Genomic DNA, 15,044 nt, shown 5'->3' with positions numbered 1-15,044 from the left:
CTTCGATGACAGGGACACGCGCCCCGACATCGATGGAGAGAAAACGGGGCGCCGGAAAGCTTGCTTTCCTTCCAACGTTCGGAATCCGACCTACGTGCAACGGCGCCCCCTGATGGTACAGTTACCACTATATGATTGACTATATGATTGATTGTGGGAAATAGGCCGTGCACTTCAGGTTCGCCCATGTCGACGCAGCGCAAAGCCACATTAATTTACAACCCACACGCCGGATTCAACGACTGGCTGCAAAATATCAAAGCCACCGTCGCATTCTGGCGTTCGCACGGCTGGGAGGTGAGCTTGCGAGAGACGGGGCGACCTTCTCACGCCACCGAGCTGGCCATCGAGGCGGTGCGCAACGGGCATCAGCTTGTCCTGGCGGCGGGCGGCGACGGCACGATCCATGAAGCGGCGAACGGCTTGCTCGGCTCGCAGACCATTTTGGCGACGTTGCCGGCCGGCACGACGAATTGCTTCGCACGCGACCTTGGCCTCCCCTCGCCGAACGGGGCGAACCCCTACTGGTTAATTGAAGCGTCTGAGCGGCTGATGGCGGGAACTGTGCACGCCATCGATGTAGGGGAGTGTAGCAACGGACGCTCGTTCATCCTGTGGGCGGCGGCGGGCGTCGACAGCCGCATCGTGGAAAGCGTCGAGCCGCGCTCCCGTCTCCTGAAGCGTTTCGGCGTCGCGGGTTATTTCGCCAAGGCGACGCTGCCGTTTCTTTTATATCAAGGGGAAGAGGTGCGCGTTAGCGTGGATGATGTCGTGCTCGAAGACGAAGTGTTGGATGTGATCGTCGCCAATTCACGGCTTTACGCCGGTGGACTTTTCAACCTCAGCCCGCGCAGCATGCTCGACGACGGCTTGTTTGATGTGTGGATTTTACGAGGACGCTATTCTCCGCAGATGCTGGCGCACAGCCTGCGCATTATGACGGGAAGACACCTCGGTCGGTCGGATATTCTGCATCTTACGGGCCGCCGCATCGTGATTGAGACGAAACGACCCCAACCCTTTCATTTGGACGGCGAGCTGCACCGCTCCACGCCGGTCGAGATTACGCTGGAGCCAGGCTTTCTGCATGTGCTGGCGCCGCAGGGCGCGCCCAAAGATCTGTTCGTGCGGTCCGGCGCGCCGCTGCAACGGGCGATTGAGGACAAATGCGCCGGGCGCGACTTTTAAGGGCAATGCCGGCCCCTCGAACATAGCGCGCACCTCACCATTGAGCCTGATTCAACGTACAGACCGGCTACGCCGTTTTCGCCACTGATCAAAGGTGACGGCCAGCAGGATCACTGCACCGATCGCCGCAGGTTGCCAGTACGTAGGAAAGCCAAGCAGATTGAGTCCGGTGCGGATGGTCTGCATCAGCGCAGCGCCGATCAACACGCCGAGAATCGTCCCCTCACCGCCGAAGAGGCTGACGCCGCCGATGACGGCGGCCGCGATGATGTCCAACTCGTACCCTTCGGCGGCGGTCGGCGCAGCCACGCCTAACCGTGCGGTCATCAGGATGCCGCCGATGGCGGCCAACACCCCGCAACTGACATAGACGAAAAGCTTGACCGACTGCGTCTTGATGCCGGAGACGCGCGCCGCCTCCTCGTTGCCACCCACGGCGTAGATGTGACGCCCTGTCACCGTCCTGCTCAGAAAAAGCGAAACCAACGCCGCCAGCACAAGCATGACAATGACCGGTAAAGGCACCGGCCAGGAGCCGACCATAATGTCTAGCTGCCCAATCTGGTTGAATTCCGGCGGCAGCTGGCGCACAGGCCAGCCGCCGGTGACGCCATAGGTGACGCCGCGAGCGATGCTGAGCATGCCGAGCGTGGCGATAAACGGAGGCAAGCGCAAGCGCGTCACCAACAGACCGTTGATCAGGCCGATCAGGCCACCGGTTACGAGGCCGCCCAAGACCGCCAATGGCACCGGAACGTTATTCACCGCCAACATGGCCGCAGCCAGCCCGGAGAGCGCCATATTCGAGCCGACGGAAAGATCGATGCCTGCGGTCAGGATCACCATGCACTGCCCGAAGGCTGCAATGGCAATCCACGAAAACGCGCGCAACATGTTGAATACATTGCGCGTGGTCAAGAAGGTGTCGGTGGCCAGCGAAAGAAAGATCACCCACAGGAGAAAGATAACCAAAATCCCAAGTTCCTGGACATTGATGCTTCTGCGCCACGCCGGGCGCTCTCGGGTGATCTGGGCAGAGGGGGCGCTTTTCCCAGCGCCTGCTGCGCGTTCTTGCATGGAGATTCTCGTCTACAAGGCCTGGAGTTTGGTGATTTGTCAAAGATAAGTGCAAGCGTTCTGGCGGCTTGGGGCGCCCAGAGCCGCCAGAACGCAACGTCAACGCCAACCCATTCGTGCAGACATCGTGCAGGCCACGGCGTCATTCTGACAGGAAGCCTGCAGCCCGAGTGGACGCAATTAGAAAGGATCGGGCAGCGGCTTGGTGAAGTCGCTGGTCTCCCACGCCTCGATCATGGCGTCCACATTCTTGGCCGTGACGATGTCCATGCCCGAGTCGGTCCAAGAGTCGAACTCCTTTCCGTGCACGATGCGATCATAGATCATCTGCACGGTGTCGTACCCCCAACCCCAGTATTTCTGACCAACGAGGCCATGGAGCAGCCCTTCTTTCAAGTACTCGAGCTCGACCGGCAGCGTGTCGAAGGCGACGGTCTTCAATCGACCGGAGCGCGCCGCCTCCTCCCACAGCGGCATAGAGCCGCGCTCGGCGAAGAGCGGCCACAGGCCGACGAAGAACCAACCGTCCAGGTCGGGATAGGCCTGCATGGTCTCCTCCACCACCTGGACGCCGCGGTTGATGTCGTCGTAGCAGGCGACGGTGGCGACGATCTCGATGCCCGGATATTTGGCGATGCCGTCCTTGAAGCCGCGGATGCGCTCCTCCAGGTTGAAGGCGCCGGGCACGCCGGTCAACAGCGCCACTTTGCCCTCCTCGCCCATGGCGCGCACCAGCAGGTCGGCGGCGGCCAGGCCACCGTCATAGTTGCTCACGCCCAGGTAGGTGAAGCGCTTGCTGTTGGGCGAGTCCGAGTCCCAGGTCATCACCTCGATGCCTGCTTCGACAGCTTTGTTGATCGGGTCGATGCAGCCATCCGGGTCATTGCAGGAGACGCCGATGGCGTCGACGCCGCGCGCGATCATGTCTTCCATCACGCGCGCCTGCTCCGCCATGTCCGAAGCCACGGAGCCGACATACAGCACTTCGACCTCATAAGGCCCTTGCTCGGTCAGCTCTCTGGCCTTGGCGAAGGCGCCGTCGCGGCCCAGTTCAAAGACCGGATTGTTGAGGGCCTTGGGAATCCAGGCGATTGTGATCTTGCCGTCGGCCAGCGCCGGATGCATGGCTTGAGGCGCCGGCGGCGTGAAGCGGAAGGCGTCGGCGGGCGGCTCCCAGCCCTCGGTCGTCCACTCGTGCGGGATGCCTTTGGCATCCAGCTGCGCCTCGTACTCTTTGAGGGTGGCGGCGGTGATGACGTCGACGCCTGTGTCGATGACGCCGTTGACAACGCCCATGTCGGCGAAAGCTTTTTCCTGACCTTCGGTGGCGATCTTGTAAATGAGCTGGACGGACTTATAGCCCATGTCGAATTCGCGCTGGGCCACCGTCGCCTGGATGACGCCCTCTTTGATGCCGTTGATGATGTCGGTGGTGGCGTCGAAGCAGACGATCTTGATTTCGCCCACCTTGCCGGCCTCCTTCACGGCCGTGGCCCAGGCCGGCCCGTTGTAGGCGTAGACGCCAAAGGCGCCCGCCAGATCAGGGTTGGCTGTGATCACCGAATTCGCCAGCTCGAGCGCCCGCGCTGCGTCCTCTCTGTCGTTGACCGGCTCCAGCGCTTCGATTGCCGAACCGGCGATGGCGTCGAGGAAGCCGTCGGTGCGCTGCAGCGCGTTGAGCGCAGTGTCGGAGCCGCGGCCGATGCCGACCTTGCCACCCTCCGGCAACAGCTGCAACATGACCTGGCCTGCAACCTGACCGGCGGTGTAGTTGTCTGTGCCGATGTAGACCAGCGACACGGAGTCCTCCACCGGCGGCGTATCCAGGGTGGTGACGATGATGCCGGCGTCCGCAGCCTTCTTCATGACCGGCTCCAGGGCGTTGGGGTCCGAAGGCGCAATTGCAATTCCGGTCACTCCTTGCGCAATGTAGGTCTCCATCGCTTCGATCTGGCGAGCGACATCCTCCTGGGGCGGGACGAAAAAGATCACCTGATCGTCGCGCAGACCCAGGTCAGCTGCGGCTGCTCGCACGCCTTTTTCAACATTGCTCCAATAGGGGTGGACGGATTTGCCGATCACGACCACCTGGAATTTTTCCATATCCACGGCTGGCGCTGCAGGAGAGGGCGCCTGTGTAGGCGCAGGCGGGCAGGCGGCCAGGACGAATGCGGCAATCAAGGAAAAAATAAAGAGAAGTCGAAACCGTTTCATGGCGCTTTCCTCCACTGGTCTAAAAAATGAATATTGTCCCGTGAGTTCCAATCGCACGCTCAAGACTCCGACTCCAAATACAGCCGCCTTCGAGACATTGTTCGCGACATTGGTTGCATCTTACAAAGGTTTGCATCTTGTTGACAGGCATCACCTCCTCTTCGCAGGGCGCAACGGACATTGCTCTAAAACCAGAATCGGTCGAACGCTTTGCGGCCTCCTCAATCTTCTTCCGCCACGACTTTAGAAAAATCGTCTCTGGCGCCCACCATGTAGGAAACCACGCGCTCGCGGAAGCTCTGCACATCGCCTGTGACGGGATAATCCGCCACTTTGCGACCATGGCGCAACACGACCACGCGATCGCCCACCTCGTGGATATCCTCCAGACGATGGCTGATGATGATGATCGACGCCCCCTGCGCCTTCAACTCGCGGATCAGATCCAGCACCTGGCCGATCGCCGAGACGCTGAGCGCAGCGGTCGGTTCATCCATGATGATCACCTTAGCGTTGAACGCTGTGGCGCGACCGATGGCGACCGCCTGACGCTGACCACCGGAAAGATGCTCCACCTTCAAGCGCACCGAGCTGACGTTGATGTTGAGTCGCCGGAGCAACTGCTGAGATTGGATCTCCATGGCGCGTTTGTCCATCACGCGGATCGGCCCCAACGCCCAGCGCACCACTTCCCTGCCCAGGAAGATATTGGCGGCGACGTCCAGATTGTTGGCCAGCATAAAATCCTGATAGACCATCTCGATGCCCAGCCGACGCGCATCGTCTGGCCCGGTGATGTGCACGCGCTTGCCTTCCAGGTAGATTTCCCCTTCGTCGGGGATGTAAGCGCCGCTCAGCACCTTCATCAGCGTCGATTTCCCGGCGGCGTTGTCCCCCACCAACCCCAACACTTCGTTGTGCATCAGGGTCAGATCGACCCCGCGCAACGCCTGCACTGCGCCAAAGCTCTTCTTGATGTTGCGCATCTCCACAATGGGCGTTGTTGCCGTCGTCGCCGTCATTTTCGCCTCACCTGTCCCAATTGTCGTCGCCTGCGCCATGTGTCATAGGTCACCGCAATCACCAACACGGCGCCCAGGACGACGTCCTGCAAATAGGAGGATAGATTGATCAGAACCATGCCGTTGACCATCACGCCCATGATGGCGGCGCCTAAGATGGCGCCCTGCACGGTGCCTTCGCCGCCGAAGAGACTGGTGCCGCCGATCACCGTCGCAGCGATGGCCCAAAGCTCATAGGCGGCGCCCACCGTGGGCGTGCCTTGTCCCAGCCGTGAGGCCAACAACAGCCCCACCAAACCCGCCATCAGGCTACTCACAATGAAACAGAAGATTCGCACCCGATTCACCTTAATGCCAGAGACGCGCGCCGCCTCGATGTTGCCTCCGACTGCGTAAATATGGCGTCCTAGCGTGGTGCTGTTGAGCAGGAAGAAGACCAGCGTCGCCACGATGACGAGCACAATAAACATGATGGGAATTCTGGCGATCTCTCCCTGACCAAACCAGAGAAATGGGTGGTTGGAAGGAAAGACGATGGGATAGCCCTGCGTCATAAAGGCCGCCAGCCCACGCGCCATCAGCCAGGTGCCGAGAGTAATGATAAAGGGCGGAATGTGCAATTTGGTGACGCAGAAGCCATGCCAGGCGCCCACGAGGCCGGCGACGATCAGCACGATGACGACCGAAGGCGCAATCCCCAACGGCGGGATCGCGCCCACGCCCTTCATCATAAGCGTGGCAAAGAGCACGCCGGTCAACGCCGTCATGGAGCCGACGGAAAGGTCGATGCCGCCGCTGATAATCACCAGCAGCTGACCGATCGCCAGCAGTCCAAAGGTGGCGATGAAACGCATGATCACGGCGAGGTTGGCTGGATTCAAGAAGACGTCGGGACGCTGCCACCAGAAGTAGAGACACAACGCCACGAAGGCGATCACAATCCCCGCTTCGCGAATCTGAACGATGCGAGTGAGGAAACCCGGCCCCTCGAGCGCCCGCTGCTCCTGCGCGCCTGTCATGTCCATGGTCAACGGCGCCTCCTGTAGAGTATATTTAGAGGATTGTGGTTGTCTTTGGCTTTTTTCATTATAGCACAACACTTTCCAAACCGCTAACTGCAAAAATTTGCCGCCGGGACGGCCATATCACGGTGGCTGCGGCTCGCAGCCGCAGTCCTTGGCAGGCCCAAAAGCCGTGGGAAAATCGACGAAGCGCAGGCTCTCGGTGGGCCCTCACCCCCTGCCCCCTCTCCCAATGTTGGGAGAGGGGGAGTTGCGGCTCGCAGCCGCAGGCCCTTGGCAGGCCCGAAAGCCGTGGGAAAATCGACGAAGCGCAGCCTGCAGCTACGATTCTTGGCTCTCACGAAAGAATCTACGAGTTGCCAGCATCATTTCTTCAATTTCACAGAGCTTCCTGAACAGTCCTATTCCACGAGAACGCTTCAACCCCACTGCAGGCATAATCAAGTTGCAATAGCTTCCGTCAATCGCAACGGAATTTGCGGAGAGCGTTCACAATACCGAAAGCCACTGGGTAGAGTGTTCCAGCCTTCGACACGTAGCAAGGTGGCGATAGCGTTGCGCAAGGCTGCAAGTGCTTGCGGTGCATTGCCGGTGCGAATTGTGGAGCGGTCTTCATCAAAGCTAACATCACGAGGATACAGAAAACGCTGCAGCAATATCTTCATAGATGACCTGTTGGTTGCGCTTGACCACAACCAGGTAGTCGCCACCCCTTTGCCGAATCTGTTTTGCGCGCTCCTGGCAAGGATGCAAGGCGTCCATCGTGAGCACTGTGTCTTGTCAGTCGTTGTGCGCCAATATCTTTTCGGCGACGCAGCTTTCATGCAGTTTCTCGCTGGTCTTGTCTTGGTCGAACACGAGGCCGGAACTGTGATGCATCAAACTCACTGAGTGGACTGTTTCGCCGTACGCACTGGCTCCACGCACGGTCTTGCCATCCAATGCCAGCCCATGCAATTTGCGTCCATCCTGCGTCACCACGGCGGCGACATCACCGGTTTTATGGCTCAAGTCCCGTTGGAACTTGCTCAGCGTTGCTTCCAGCGTCGTAATCTCGACATCCCGAACCACGCGCTGCAGGGTGGCAAGACTGGGTATCCGACCCTTTTTCGGCTTCAACGTCGTTTTCAGCTCCTCACCGTGCATTTGCACCCAGTTGTTGATCTCAAGCATCGATTTCTTTCCGCTCATGAGGGCGGCGCCGATCAAGATCAAAAGAAACTGCCATTCGCAGCTCTGACCGCGCGCTGACCGTGAATCCGAGATGTGCGCCAGCGCCTCTGCCAATGTGCTTAGGAGTGCTCATCGTGTATTTTCCTTGCTTGTCACAAGTAAAGAGTGCGCAATGAGCAAGATTTTGTACATCACTGCCTGGACTTAGAACTGCTGCCAGCTGTGGGGCAGCCAACCGCCAGCGCCCAATTCCTTCGATGTGCTCTCACGGCGATAACTTGCGCATCACAAACAGCAAACTTTCATTGCGTGAAATGTCAAAATTACAACTTGATTATGCCCTACAAAGTTTGATAGGTGAGTTGTCAATAACCACAGCATGTGTACAATTTCTGGCAACCGTACTAGATCTCCCTTGGTGTTGTGGGAAGCTGCGTCTCATCGTCACATCGATTAGGAGGATGTTTTGCCATGGCATTTATTTACGTCACGAAGACGGCCGACCGGAAAGCCCGTGGATACGGTTTCGATCTCTATGAATGGATTGCTCGCTATGAAGAGCGATCAAACGAGGAGTTGAACCAACTGCTCGATAAGCGTCCTCCTTATCTTTATGACAAAGTGGGGACAAGCGGCGGTAGATTGCGTTTGGTAATTAAACCGGTCGAGCTGGCGACTCCCTCCCAATTGCAGGCTTTTTGTGTGCTCACTATCTTCAAGTGCGGCGATGATGACTACGAGAGGTTCAAAGACGGTTCCGTAAACCAGCGGCGAGAATGGCTAGAGCCTTTACTGGACATGGCAGATCTCCAACAAGAGGCCGCCCAGTTTCTCGCTGAACAAAATAAGGGCCGGAACGAGATTAAACAAGCTTTGCCGTCGAGTTTAGCATCGTGGTTGGAGCCATTTGCGGACTCGGCTGATGATGAACTCGTAATGGAAAGTCGGTTGTGGGTGGAGAGGCTGGCTCATAAGAAGTATAAAGACCAATGGAAAGATTACTACAACCTAGTTCAACGTCTCGCTCAGGATCGGCAAGCTGGAGAACTGCTGAGCGACAGCGCCCGAATTCGTCGCATGCTAGACAACGGAACAGGCCGGTCTGTTTATGGGGTTCATCTCTCGGTTGAGGGGCCTGAAGATATACTGCTCTTACTTAGCCCCTTCGATCCTAGACAGGAGACCAAAAGCCGGGATGAGTTCGAGAAAGACATTCGCAGACGCTTTGCAGGGATTTCAGAGGAAAGAGAGACTGTTAAATTAGACGATGTGGCTCGATATGCCCGCCGAAGTTATCCGGCGTATCTTTTGGCCGATGATGAGGTCTGGAAACAGCTACAACAAGATGAAGAGGCAAACCTGGCTCTCTCCACAGAGGAAGCTCAGCTTCTAAAACGAGTCCGCTGCGAATGGCCCCGGGACCGAGCAGTTTTGCCGCTGTTCATCAATGGTCGCGCCGGCAGCGGCAAATCTACGATGCTCTATCATCTTTTCGCAGACTATGTGTCTAGAAAGACACAAGAGACTCTAGACGGTGAGATCATCTTCTTGACTTATACACCGCGACTAAGAGATCTGGCCAGGGAAAAGATTGATGAGTTGCTGCGCAGTCGAGCGGACTTTATTGCAAAACGTCAAGGAACTAGGTCGGAGTTTGACAGTGGGCACTCAACCAGGTCCGTCCCCGTCCTCACCTTTCGTGAGTTCTTGTTAGATAGAGTCCCCCTCGATCAGCGCACGCAATACGAAGCAGAGCGATACTTGAGCTACAGCCTGTTTTCGCGCCTTTACACGAACGAGCGCCTGCCCCCTACGCTGAAAGGCTCTGGCTTTCGCGGCTCTAGGAAAGTTCCACCTGCCATGGCCTGGCACATCGTGCGTGCCCTAATTAGAGGATGGCGCTACGACCATGACATGGAGCCTGATGATTACGCTGAAGTCCCAAAGAAGGAACAGAGCGTTACCTTGGAGGAGTTCAAGACGGTCTATGAAGAAGTATGGAGAAGCTGGCTTCAACCGTTGATGGAGGAACAACGTCTCTGGGATGAGGTAAAGATTGCTTCTAACTTGCTTAGCCAGAGTGCGCTTTCGCCCGATTTTGCGGTGATCTTTTGCGATGAAGCCCAAGATTTTACGCGGCTAGAGCTCAACTTTCTCGTTCGCCTATTGCTCTATCATCGGTATGACCTGGGTCGGGAACGGTACATCAGATTACCGTTTGTCTTGGCTGGCGATCCCTTCCAGACAATTAATCCAACGGGCTTTCGTTGGGAATCTGTAAAGGCCTCCTTCTACAGTGAAGTTGTCCTGGGGCTAGACCCATACGGAAGAAAAACCATAGGTTTCGACTATCAGCCGTTAACCTATAACTATCGCTCTCAACCTAACATCGTGGGCTTTAGCAATTTGGTCTTGCTGTGGCGCCACCTGTGCGTGGGTGCCGATGTAACGCCCCAGCAGGGCTGGTTCGACGACGACGAGAGCGAAAGCGCACCGATGCTTTTTACCCTCGGGAAAACGCTTTCTGAATCGCAAATTCACGACATAATTGAAAAGAACCCGGTGATCATAGTGCCTTGCGAGCAGGGCCAGGAGGAGGAGTTCATAGAGAACGACAGTTTGCTACGGTCTCTTAAACAACACATTGAAACGTTGACCGTGCTGAGCCCTATGGAAGCAAAAGGCATGGAGTTCGGGACCGTGGTAGTTTACAAGTTTGGCGAGTATTGTCCAGAGGGTTTGATAGATAAAAGGTCGGACGACGATTTGACCCATCATTACTTCCTCAACAAGCTCTATGTGGCCGTGACACGGGCAAAGCGCAACTTAGTGTTGATTGACACGGTGTCGGGTGAAGAACGCCTATGGAAGTCTGCGTTAAAGCAGGGGGAGGTAGGCCAATGGGTCAAGCAAGCATCGAGGCCCGAAGAGTGGAAAGACCGCGTGTCTCCAATCCAGCCAGGAAATTTTCTGCTTCTAGCATGGGAAAAGCAAGACCCGTTGACCGTTGCGGAGACGCTCCGAAACAGCGGCAAGGCAGAAGGTAATGCTAGGTTGTTGCGACAGGCAAAGGCCCAATATCGCCGCGCCGGACGTGATGACTTGGCGAAAGTCTGTGAGGCGGAAGCTTTGGAAATCGAAGGCCTGTACAGGGAAGCGGGACAAGCCTACTGTGAGTTGGGGCAGTGGCAAGATGCTGAGCGGTGCTTTTGGGCAGGAAAGCATTATGATGACCTTCTGAGCCTGGCCAAAAGCTACGAGCGATTAAATCCACGCTACCGTGTTACAGCTAAATTCATGCAATCACCCAAGTCTGCCAATGACGCGACCGCTTTTCTGGAGTATTATCTGGACAGCTTGAAGAAAGGAGACAACGTTTCCTACTCGGAAGCACAGTTCTTGGAGGCGATGCGAGCTGCTTTGAAGGTGGCGAGCCGCGATTGGAACCGAGAGCGCATGTCGAACATTGCGTCTCTGGCAGCCGAGGTTCTAGACCACCTACGTCACCTTCACAATGACCTCGATCTTGAAACCGTCGCCCACATTTACTATGCGAGCGAGCGCTACCGCGAAGCTGTTGCTGCCTGGGAAAAGCTATCTGGTGCGCCTCCAGCCCATCGGGAATACGCACGGGCGAAAGCGCAAATAGCGACTTATCCGGAGAACCTGAAGTGGTGGCATCGGGCAGGAGATATGCAAACAGTAGTGGAAGAATTTCAAAGCAGAAGATCGGGCGATGTCCCTCCTGACATCGGCAAATTAGTTGCCGACGCTTACCGCCGTCTAGGCTATTGGAAACACGCCATTGAAATGTACCTGAAAACAAAGGAGCTGGGAAAGGCCATCGAACTGCTGCGCAATGCGATTTCGGACAGGCCGCAGGATATTTTCCCAACGAGTCGCACGCTAGTAGACGAAGTCTACCGGGCACTAGTTGAGGTGGAAAACTATAACGAGGCTCGAAAGTTGGTAGAGAGGATAACCGAGCGATGGCCGGAGAAAGAGGGTTATGAGTATGCACGACAGCTGCTTGTGGACCTAGCTCGAGGTCGAAGGTGGGAACTTGCGATTAGGCTCGTATCCGCTGGCGGCAACGTAGGCGCCAAGATCATCGAGGCGCGTTCACCCTGGACGCCATTACGGCTTTCGTCTAGTAAATTGACTGAGCTGCAGATGGGATTAATCGAGGAGCTAGCTCGTTCTGATGCCCTGACTGCGTTTACTCGAAAAGAAAGGGAGGATATTACCGAGTATTTGTCGCACTTCGTGAGCGAAACTGACGAGAGGTGGCGTCAATATTTAAGTCTACCAACCTTGGCCGCTGCATTAGAGCGAGTGTTGCTAGACAAGGATCTCTTGCCGCTGTACGAGAGAATGGAACAGAACTCGCGCAGCCGCACGGAGCGCCGCTTTGTGCGCGAGCGTTGGCTAAAGGTTAAGACGCGTCAAATCGAACGTCTCCAGAAATCAGAACCGCACGAAGCCGATAGTGCAAGGCTCATAAGCCTGCGTACGGACGAGCTCAACAAGAGGGCCGACGAGTGGGGAATCGCTCTGAGCGAAATAAGCAGACTACCAGAGTACCCAGACCCTGGTACACCACTGCCACCTGAAATTCCCAGCGATTTCAGCGTGGCTTGGAGAGATCCCTATTGTCGCATTACAAACATTCCTACAGGTTCGGACCTCACAATTGATGTGGCTACTGGTAAAATGAGCTCATTCGGCGCGCCAAATCCGCACCAGCGGCGGGAGACCGATGGGACCATGAGTTTTGTTCTCAAAGAGTGGCGTTTGAAGGGACGCCTCCGAAAGGGCGAGTGGATAGAATTCACCCTGAACGACGAGAGGTATCGTTACGAGCTTCACCGTGCTTAACCTGAGGATCGGGGCAGCCTGAAGAAGAGATGAATAGACACATCGTAAACATTGGACAAACGTGATTGTACCTACAGATGTCGAGCAAGGGAGAGGGAAAACGAGTCTTGGAGAGATAGGACAAGAATTGGTCGGACAAGAATTCCAGACAAGCAAAGTGATGGTTGTGGCTGATGGTGGTGCGGGCCGCTTTCCAGACATGCTCTTGGGGATTAAGCTCAGGCGGGGCGGGAGGGAAGTACATCAGTTGGAGTCTGGGATTGGCCGCCAGGAGCGCGATCTTACAGGAGCAAGAGCAGTGGTTGCGGATAGGTGAGCAAGAGCTTTTGCAGAAAAAGCACGGTTGTCTCGCCATTCATGGCAGGTGACCTCATTGCAATGATTGTCGTAGCTGCGGCTCGCAGCCGCAGGTTCTCGGCGGGCCCGAAAGCCGTGGGAAAATCGACAAAGCGCAGCCTGCAGCTACGATTCTTGGCTCTCACGAAAGAAGCTACGAGTTGCCAGCATCATTTCTTCAATTTCACAGAGCTTCCTGAACAGTCCTATTCCACGAGAACGCTTCAACCCCACTGCGTCCCCTATGTTAAATCGCTTCCAATCTGCTAGAATGTACAATCATTGAAAAATGACCGCTCCGCCAGCCCAATGGAAAATGCTTGATTGAAACAAAACGAAAAAGGAAACGCTATGAAAGTCTTCGTCACCGGCGGCGCCGGCTACATCGGCAGCATCACCGTTGAACAATTAATCAAGGCGGGCGATGAAGTCATCGTCTTTGACAACCTGTACCAGGGACATCGCGACGCCGTCCATCCTGCAGCTATCTTTATTCAAGGCGATCTCAAAGACCGCGCGGCGATCGATGCGGCGCTGGCCGCCCATCGCCCCGAGGCCATCATGCACTTCGCCTCCTACACGCTCGTCGGCGAGTCGATGGAGCGCCCTTTCCTCTATCTCGGCGACAACGTCGTCAACGGCGTCAACTTGCTGCAGAGCGCGCTGGCGCACGGGGTGAAGAAATTTATCCTCTCCTCCACCGCCAACCTGTTCGACAAGCCGGAGCGCATCCCGATCGACGAAGACGAGCGCATCATCCCTGGCAGCCCCTACGGAGAGTCGAAAAACATTCTGGAGCGCATCCTCTACTGGTTGGATCGCACGCAAGGGATGCGGTACGCTTGCCTCCGCTATTTCAACGCGTGCGGCGCCAGCGAAGAGCGGGGCGAGCATCATGAGCCGGAGACGCACATCATCCCCCTCGTCTTGCAGGTGGCGCTCGGGCAGCGCAAGGAATTCTGCATCTTCGGCGACGATTATCCCACGCCGGACGGCACCTGCATTCGCGACTATATTCATGTCATCGATCTGGCGAATGCGCACATCCTGGCGCTGCGCGCCCTCGACGGCGGCAGCCGCACCTACAATCTTGGCAACGGACGCGGCTTCAGCGTCAAGGAGGTCGTGGAGACCGCGCGCGCCGTCACCGGCCACCCCATTCCCACGCGCGTCGTCGGACGCCGCCCCGGCGATCCGGCCGTGCTCGTGGCCAGCAGCGAGAAGATTCGTCGCGAGCTGGGATGGACGCCTCAATACCCAGATCTGCGCACCATTATTGAGACGGCGTGGAGGTGGCACCGCACCCACCCGCACGGCTACGCAAAGTGATTCGCTCGCCGCAGGCGCCGCGCTCAACGTTGTGGCTTTGCCAGCAACGCGTCGATGCGCTGACGGACGCCGCCCGGGTCATCCGCCAGGACGGCGTCGACTTCCCAGGCGAGATAGAAACGCAGCCGCGGCTCCGGCGTCGGGTCCAACGGCGCCACGATGGCGCCCCTGCGATGAGCAATGGCCGTGTAAAACGGATTCAGAAACATCAGCGGCCAGAAAGGCCCCAGCAGTTGGGCGTCGCGCCGCGGCCATGGATTTTTGAGCGTAATGTGGCCAATGGGGATGTCGGGATGCACCGCCCGCACTGCCAGCACATGCTCGAAGCGAAACGACACCAGCGCCGAACGGCGGAGAACGCCCCCTTGCTCCAGGACATCGATCAAAATCTGGGCGTATTTGCGCTGTAGAAAGAGCGGGTCCTTCAACTCGAGCAGCAGCGGCGTCTGCCCTCCGGTGGCCTTGATCAGCTCTGCCAGCGTCGGCACGCGCGCGTCGGAGAACCCTCCGTCTGGGCGACGCGTCCGCAGCGCCTGAATTTGCGCCAGCGTATGCTTCCGCACCGGCCCGGCGCCCTCCGTCATTCGCTCCAGTGTGGGGTCGTGGAAGAGGATCAACTCGTCATCGGCGGTGAAACGCAGGTCGGTCTCCAGCGCGTCGGCGCCCTGCGCCAGCGCCAGCAAAAAGGCGCGCAGCGTATTTTCCGGCTCCAGCAGCCGTGCGCCGCGATGGGCGATGACGAAGGGCCGGCCTGCGCAACGTCGTTCTTCGCGAAATGTATCCCAATCCATGGCGCCCCTCTTGT

General features: G+C 57.3%; 11 protein-coding genes. 3 read left to right on the top strand and 8 right to left on the bottom strand.

Features of this window, described 5'->3' with window-relative positions:
* The first annotated feature begins 186 nt into the window (after window positions 1-186).
* Entirely contained in the window at window positions 187-1,188 is a 1,002-nt protein-coding gene (locus Q0367_RS03475; RefSeq protein WP_298980984.1) for a diacylglycerol kinase family protein, read from the top strand.
* 51 nt (window positions 1,189-1,239) lie between these two features.
* Here Q0367_RS03475 and Q0367_RS03470 read toward each other — a convergent pair whose 3' ends face one another.
* The 6 genes from Q0367_RS03470 to Q0367_RS03445 all read right to left on the bottom strand — a co-directional run bounded on the left by Q0367_RS03470 (window position 1,240) and on the right by Q0367_RS03445 (window position 7,810).
* Window positions 1,240-2,160, bottom strand: coding sequence for an ABC transporter permease (locus Q0367_RS03470; protein WP_298980982.1), 921 nt, complete (start codon window positions 2,158-2,160; stop codon window positions 1,240-1,242).
* A 285-nt stretch (window positions 2,161-2,445) separates the two neighbouring features.
* Window positions 2,446-4,479: a sugar-binding protein gene (locus Q0367_RS03465; RefSeq protein WP_297631197.1), complete on the bottom strand. Its 2,034-nt coding sequence runs from the start codon at window positions 4,477-4,479 to the stop codon at window positions 2,446-2,448.
* A gap of 221 nt (window positions 4,480-4,700) precedes the next feature.
* On the bottom strand, window positions 4,701-5,501 hold the full coding sequence (locus Q0367_RS03460) for an ATP-binding cassette domain-containing protein (protein WP_298980979.1): 801 nt from the start codon (window positions 5,499-5,501) through the stop codon (window positions 4,701-4,703).
* A complete protein-coding gene (locus Q0367_RS03455; RefSeq protein WP_298981032.1) occupies window positions 5,498-6,526 on the bottom strand; it encodes an ABC transporter permease in 1,029 nt (342 codons plus the stop codon). Before Q0367_RS03455 ends, Q0367_RS03460 begins: the two co-directional genes overlap by 4 nt.
* A gap of 437 nt (window positions 6,527-6,963) precedes the next feature.
* Entirely contained in the window at window positions 6,964-7,188 is a 225-nt protein-coding gene (locus Q0367_RS03450; RefSeq protein ID WP_298980977.1) for a hypothetical protein, read from the bottom strand.
* Window positions 7,189-7,303: 115 nt separating this feature from the next.
* On the bottom strand, window positions 7,304-7,810 hold the full coding sequence (locus tag Q0367_RS03445) for a transposase family protein (protein ID WP_298980975.1): 507 nt from the start codon (window positions 7,808-7,810) through the stop codon (window positions 7,304-7,306).
* A 357-nt stretch (window positions 7,811-8,167) separates the two neighbouring features.
* Between Q0367_RS03445 and Q0367_RS03440 the strand changes: the two genes are divergently transcribed.
* Complete coding sequence (locus Q0367_RS03440) at window positions 8,168-12,574, top strand: hypothetical protein (protein WP_298980973.1); 4,407 nt, start codon at window positions 8,168-8,170, stop codon at window positions 12,572-12,574.
* On the opposite strand, the gene Q0367_RS21025 is transcribed toward Q0367_RS03440, so the two are convergent.
* Entirely contained in the window at window positions 12,528-12,929 is a 402-nt protein-coding gene (locus tag Q0367_RS21025; RefSeq protein WP_363325828.1) for a transposase, read from the bottom strand. The two genes, Q0367_RS03440 and Q0367_RS21025, sit on opposite strands and share 47 nt — an antisense overlap.
* A gap of 332 nt (window positions 12,930-13,261) precedes the next feature.
* Between Q0367_RS21025 and galE the strand changes: the two genes are divergently transcribed.
* Window positions 13,262-14,239, top strand: coding sequence for a UDP-glucose 4-epimerase GalE (gene galE / locus Q0367_RS03435; RefSeq protein ID WP_298980972.1), 978 nt, complete (start codon window positions 13,262-13,264; stop codon window positions 14,237-14,239).
* 23 nt (window positions 14,240-14,262) lie between these two features.
* Here the strand turns inward: galE and Q0367_RS03430 are convergent, their stop codons facing one another.
* Window positions 14,263-15,030: a glycerophosphodiester phosphodiesterase family protein gene (locus Q0367_RS03430; protein ID WP_298980971.1), complete on the bottom strand. Its 768-nt coding sequence runs from the start codon at window positions 15,028-15,030 to the stop codon at window positions 14,263-14,265.
* Window positions 15,031-15,044: the final 14 nt, after the last annotated feature.

Source organism: uncultured Caldilinea sp., from assembly GCF_937128415.1.
Classification (GTDB): Bacteria; Chloroflexota; Anaerolineae; order Caldilineales; family Caldilineaceae; genus Caldilinea.
This window is presented reverse-complemented; position numbering and strand designations above follow the sequence as displayed.